This window comes from Polynucleobacter sp. 39-46-10, from assembly GCF_002282275.1.
Genome location: NZ_NCJB01000178.1, coordinates 1 through 4,826, shown reverse-complemented (window position 1 = coordinate 4,826; position 4,826 = coordinate 1). Strand labels below are relative to the sequence as shown.

At 46.1% G+C, this 4,826-nt stretch carries 6 protein-coding genes and 1 tRNA gene; all 7 read left to right on the top strand.

Annotation, left to right across the window (positions count from 1 at the left end):
• The first annotated feature begins 13 nt into the window (after positions 1–13).
• The 7 genes from B7X71_RS11935 to nuoF all read left to right on the top strand — a co-directional run bounded on the left by B7X71_RS11935 (position 14) and on the right by nuoF (position 4,739).
• Positions 14–98 (top strand) — tRNA-Leu (locus B7X71_RS11935).
• Between the two features lie 108 nt (positions 99–206).
• The gene (locus B7X71_RS11930; RefSeq protein WP_015420921.1) at positions 207–566 is read left to right on the top strand and encodes an NADH-quinone oxidoreductase subunit A; all 360 of its coding nucleotides are present in this window, start codon (positions 207–209) and stop codon (positions 564–566) included.
• A 5-nt stretch (positions 567–571) separates the two neighbouring features.
• Positions 572–1,054: an NADH-quinone oxidoreductase subunit B gene (locus B7X71_RS11925; protein WP_011902891.1), complete on the top strand. Its 483-nt coding sequence runs from the start codon at positions 572–574 to the stop codon at positions 1,052–1,054.
• 3 nt (positions 1,055–1,057) lie between these two features.
• Entirely contained in the window at positions 1,058–1,657 is a 600-nt protein-coding gene (locus B7X71_RS11920) for an NADH-quinone oxidoreductase subunit C (protein ID WP_293598670.1), read from the top strand.
• 3 nt (positions 1,658–1,660) lie between these two features.
• A complete protein-coding gene (locus B7X71_RS11915) occupies positions 1,661–2,914 on the top strand; it encodes an NADH-quinone oxidoreductase subunit D (RefSeq protein WP_293598669.1) in 1,254 nt (417 codons plus the stop codon).
• 23 nt (positions 2,915–2,937) lie between these two features.
• Complete coding sequence (nuoE, locus tag B7X71_RS11910; protein WP_293598668.1) at positions 2,938–3,444, top strand: NADH-quinone oxidoreductase subunit NuoE; 507 nt, start codon at positions 2,938–2,940, stop codon at positions 3,442–3,444.
• Positions 3,441–4,739 carry an NADH-quinone oxidoreductase subunit NuoF gene (nuoF, locus tag B7X71_RS11905; RefSeq protein WP_015420925.1) on the top strand — a complete coding sequence of 433 codons (1,299 nt, stop codon included), beginning with the start codon at positions 3,441–3,443 and terminating at the stop codon, positions 4,737–4,739. Before nuoE ends, nuoF begins: the two co-directional genes overlap by 4 nt.
• Positions 4,740–4,826 lie beyond the last annotated feature (87 nt).

Here is a 4,826-nt window from a genome sequence, read left to right as displayed (position 1 = left end):
GGTTTTACAAGATGCCGACGTGGTGAAATTGGTAGACACGCTATCTTGAGGGGGTAGTGGCTTAGGCTGTGCGAGTTCGAGTCTCGCCGTCGGCACCAAATTGTAAAATTAGTAGGGTTTATCTTGTAAATCAAGAATTTTTGTACCGGAATAATTGATAATTTGTAGTTTCTTAGGACTTTCCAGACGAACGACTCAGGGCCATTTTGAATCTCGCTAATTACTTTCCTGTTCTTCTTTTTATCCTCGTAGGTATTGGGGTGGGTTTAGTCCCCATGTTCCTCGGAAAAATCTTGGCTCCTTCGAAGCCTGATTCGGAAAAACTGTCGCCATATGAGTGCGGTTTTGAAGCTTTCGAAGATGCACGTATGAAGTTCGACGTGCGTTATTACCTCATCGCCATCCTATTTATCTTATTTGACTTAGAAACTGCATTCCTATTCCCATGGGGTGTGGCCTTACGTGATATTGGTTGGTTCGGCTACGCCTCTATGGTGATTTTCTTATTGGAATTCATCGTGGGCTTCGTATATATCTGGAAAAAGGGCGCTCTCGACTGGGAGTGATAGATATGGCACTAGAAGGCGTTCTCAAAGAAGGATTTGTTACCACTACTGCAGACCAGTTAATCAACTGGACGCGTAATGGTTCTTTATGGCCAATGACTTTTGGTCTTGCTTGCTGTGCTGTTGAAATGATGCACGCAGGCGCATCTCGTTATGACTTGGATCGATTTGGTGTGGTGTTCCGCCCATCTCCACGTCAATCAGATCTCATGATTGTTGCTGGCACCTTGTGTAACAAGATGGCTCCAGCGCTTCGCAAGGTTTATGACCAAATGCCTGAGCCACGTTGGGTTATCTCGATGGGCTCTTGCGCTAATGGCGGTGGTTATTACCATAACTCGTATTCAGTAGTTCGCGGCTGTGACCGCATCGTGCCAGTAGATATCTATGTTCCTGGATGCCCTCCAACTGCAGAAGCATTGATCTACGGAATTATTCAGTTGCAATCCAAGATCGCTCGCACTAGCACGATTGCGCGGAAGGCTTAATCCATGTCAGATCGTTTAGTTCAACTCGCCGCTAACCTTGAAAAAGTTTTAGGTAAGCGCGTTCAGTCAATTGAAATTGCTTTGGGTGAGGTGACTGTAGTTCTTAATGCAGACACCTATTTTGAATCCGCTATGTTATTGCGTGATGAGCCTTCATTGGCCTTTGAGCAATTGATTGATTTATGCGGCGTAGATTACCAAGATTACCGTGAAGGGCAGTGGGGCGGCCAACGCTTTGGCGTAGTGACTCATCTCTTATCCATAGCTCACAATTGGCGTTTGCGTGTTCGTGTATTCGCTCCAGAGGATGTTTACCCGGTAGTAGCTTCATTAACTCCCGTTTGGTCTGCAGCCAATTGGTTTGAGCGTGAAGCATTTGATCTCTACGGCATCTTGTTTGATGGTCATGAAGACTTGCGTCGTATTTTGACTGACTACGGTTTTATCGGTCATCCATTTAGAAAAGATTTCCCAATTTCTGGCAATGTAGAAATGCGTTACGACCCAGAGTTAAAACGTGTGGTGTATCAGCCTGTCACGATTGAAGCGCGTGAGATTACGCCACGGATCGTGCGCGAAGAGCAGTACGGAGGTCCGGTTTAAGTCATGGCACAAATTAAGAACTACACCCTCAACTTTGGTCCTCAGCATCCTGCGGCACACGGCGTATTGCGCTTAGTGCTTGAACTTGATGGTGAAGTCATTCAACGCGCTGATCCACATATCGGTTTATTGCATCGCGCCACAGAAAAATTAGCCGAGACACGTACTTGGATTCAAAACGTTCCATACATGGATCGTTTGGACTATGTCTCGATGATGGCAAATGAGCATGCTTACGTGATGGCAATTGAGAAGTTGCTACAAGTAGATGTACCTTTGCGTGCGCAATACATTCGCGTGATGTATGACGAGTTAACCCGCTTGCTCAATCATCTCTTATGGATTGGTTGTCACGGTCTAGACGTTGGTGCAATGGCTGTGTTCTTGTATGCCTTCCGCGATCGTGAAGATATTTTTGATATGTACGAAGCAGTGTCAGGCGCTCGTATGCATGCTGCTTACTATCGTCCAGGTGGCGTCTATCGTGATCTGCCAACGCAGATGGCGCAGTACTCTCAGTCTAAGATTCGTAGCACCTCTGCGATTAAGCGTTTGAATGAAAACCGTAGCGGCACTTTGCTTGATTTCATTGAGCAATTCTCAAATGGTTTTGATGCCAACGTAGATGAGTATTGCAATCTCTTAACGGATAACCGTATTTGGAAACAGCGCTTAGTGGGTATTGGTGTTGTGACTCCTGAACGTGCTTTACAGCTCGGCTTTACAGGCCCTATGTTGCGTGGTTCTGGTATTGAGTGGGACTTACGTAAAAAGCAGCCTTACGAAACTTACGACAAACTCGACTTTGACATTCCGGTTGGCGTGAATGGTGATTCTTATGATCGCTATTTAGTACGTATGGAAGAAATGCGTCAATCGAATCGCATCATTAAACAGTGTGTGGCTTGGCTTAAAGCAAATGATGGCCCTGTCATGAGCGACAACCATAAGGTATCTCCACCAAAGCGTGTGGATATGAAGACCAATATGGAAGAGTTGATTCACCATTTCAAACTTTTCACTGAAGGTATGCACGTTCCTAATGGCGAGGCTTACTCTGCTGTTGAGCATCCAAAAGGTGAGTTTGGTATTTACTTGATTTCTGATGGTGCAAATAAGCCATACCGAATGAAGATTCGTGCACCAGGCTTTGTGCATCTGTCCGCAATGGATGAAATGTCACGCGGCCACATGTTGGCTGATGCAGTAACCATTATTGGTACCCAAGATATCGTGTTCGGGGAGATTGACCGCTAATACAGCGCGCCAAGGATTAATTCATGACAACAACTCTTCAACTTTCAGACAAAACGCTCGCAGACATTGCGCGCAATGTCGCGAAATATCCCCCAGAGCAAAGACAATCCGCTGTGATGGCTGCTCTGATAGCCGCTCAAACCGAAGTAGGTTGGGTTTCACCTGAAGTAATTGAAACTGTCGCGCAAATTTTGGGAATGCCAACGATTGCAGTGGACGAAGTAGCTACTTTCTACAACATGTATGACACCAAGAAAATTGGTAAGTACAAGTTGGTAATTTGCACCAACTTGCCTTGCCAGTTAACTCATGGTGAAACTGCGGCTACTTATTTAAAAGAAACATTGGGTATTGGCTACAACGAGACAACTCCTTGTGGCACTTTCACCTTGAAAGAGGGTGAGTGCATGGGCGCATGTGGCGATTCTCCAGTGATGCTGGTGAATAACAAGCGCATGTGCAGTTTCATGAGTAAAGAAAAGATTGATGCTCTATTGAGTGAGCTCCGTGCAGAAGGGGAAGCAGCATGACTAGCTTGCACGATAGACACATTAAGCCTTTAATCCTTGCTGGATTGAATGGTGAAAACTGGCGCTTAAAGGATTATGAAAGCCGTGGCGGCTATCAACAGTTGCGTCGCATCATCAACGACAAAGTTGCACCGGATGCGATTATTGCTGAATTAAAAGCATCATCATTACGTGGTCGTGGAGGTGCAGGCTTCCCTACTGGGTTGAAGTGGAGCTTTATGCCCCGTCAATTCCCTGGCCAAAAATATTTAGTTTGTAATAGTGACGAAGGTGAGCCAGGTACATTTAAAGACCGCGACATCATGCGTTACAACCCGCATGCTTTGATTGAGGGCATGATTATTGGTGCCTACACTATGGGTATCACTGTGGGTTACAACTATATCCATGGCGAAATTTGGGAAGTCTATTCTCGCTTCGAAGAGGCGCTTGAAGAAGCTCGTGCTGCTGGATATCTCGGCGATAAAATCATGGGAAGTGATTTCAACTTCCAATTACATGCTGCTCCAGGATGGGGCGCCTATATCTGCGGTGAAGAGACTGCGCTTTTAGAATCACTTGAAGGCAAGAAGGGTCAGCCGCGCTTTAAGCCGCCATTCCCAGCAAGCTTTGGTTTGTATGGCAAGCCAACTACGATCAATAACACGGAAACATTTGCTGCAGTGCCATTCATCATGGCAATCGGTGGTCCAGCGTATTTAGAGTTGGGCAAGCCAAATAACGGCGGTACGAAGATTTTCTCTATCTCTGGCGATGTGACTTATCCAGGTAACTATGAGATTCCATTGGGGACTCCATTTGCTGAGTTGTTAAAGCTTGCTGGTGGTATGCGTGATGGCATCCCTCTGAAAGCGGTTATTCCTGGTGGATCTTCTTCACCGGTTATTCCTGGTGCTGAGATGATGACTCTCACAATGGATTACGACAGCATTGCGAAAGCGGGTTCGATGTTGGGATCTGGTGCTGTGATCGTGATGAATGAAACACGTTGCATGGTTCGTGCCTTAGAGCGTCTGTCTTACTTCTATCACGAAGAATCTTGTGGTCAGTGCACCCCATGCCGTGAAGGTACTGGTTGGTTATGGCGCATTGTGAGTCGAATTGAGCACGGCGAAGGACGCCCAGAAGATTTGGATTTATTGAATGATGTAGCGGCCAACATTCAAGGTCGCACGATTTGCGCATTGGGCGATGCTGCTGCAATGCCAGTTCGTGGCATGTTGAAGCATTACATGGATGAATTTGCGTATCACGTAGAACATAAGCGCTGCTTAGATTCTGCGAAACCTTTATAAGACATTGAGCACGGGACATCTTAAAGTGAGCATGGTTGAAATCGAATTAGATGGTAAGGCAGTAGAAGTTCCGCAAGGTTCGATGGT